The 415-nt window shown below is 73.0% G+C and carries 1 protein-coding gene; it reads right to left on the bottom strand.

Going from position 1 to position 415, the window contains the following annotated elements:
* The coding region (locus QQM72_RS40705; RefSeq protein ID WP_314225839.1) for a M13 family metallopeptidase N-terminal domain-containing protein at nt 1-415 on the bottom strand (415 nt) is incomplete at both ends.

The following is a 415-nucleotide window of genomic DNA, read 5'->3' as shown; positions in this document are numbered from 1 at the left end:
GAAGGAGAAGTTCTCCTGCACGAACGCGTCCGGCAGGAAGCCGGCGAAGGAGCGCAGCACCTGCAGGATCAGCCAGTGACGCCAGTCCTCGAGGTCGGCGGCCTCGGGTCCCTCGAGCAGCCCCTGCACACCGGAGAGGAAGTCCGGCTGCCACACCACGACCTCCGCGGCGCGCTCGCCGGCGGCGTCCACGCCCTCGAGCCACGCGTCGGCCAGGGGGAAGAGCTCCGTCAGCCGGTCGTGGGTCATGGGGTTGTAGCGGGCCACGGCGTCCCGGCTGCGGACCAGGTCCCAGTGCAGGGCGGCGATGCGCTTCTCCAGCTCCACCACCCGGACGCCCAGCGCGGCGGCCTCGTCCCGGTCCGCGCCGATCCCGGCCAGCGCCAGCAGACGGCCGGTGTGCTCGGTGTACTGC

The sequence above is a fragment of the Streptomyces zaehneri genome (genome assembly GCF_032248645.1).
Classification (GTDB): Bacteria; Actinomycetota; Actinomycetes; order Streptomycetales; family Streptomycetaceae; genus Streptomyces; species Streptomyces coriariae.
This window is presented reverse-complemented; position numbering and strand designations above follow the sequence as displayed.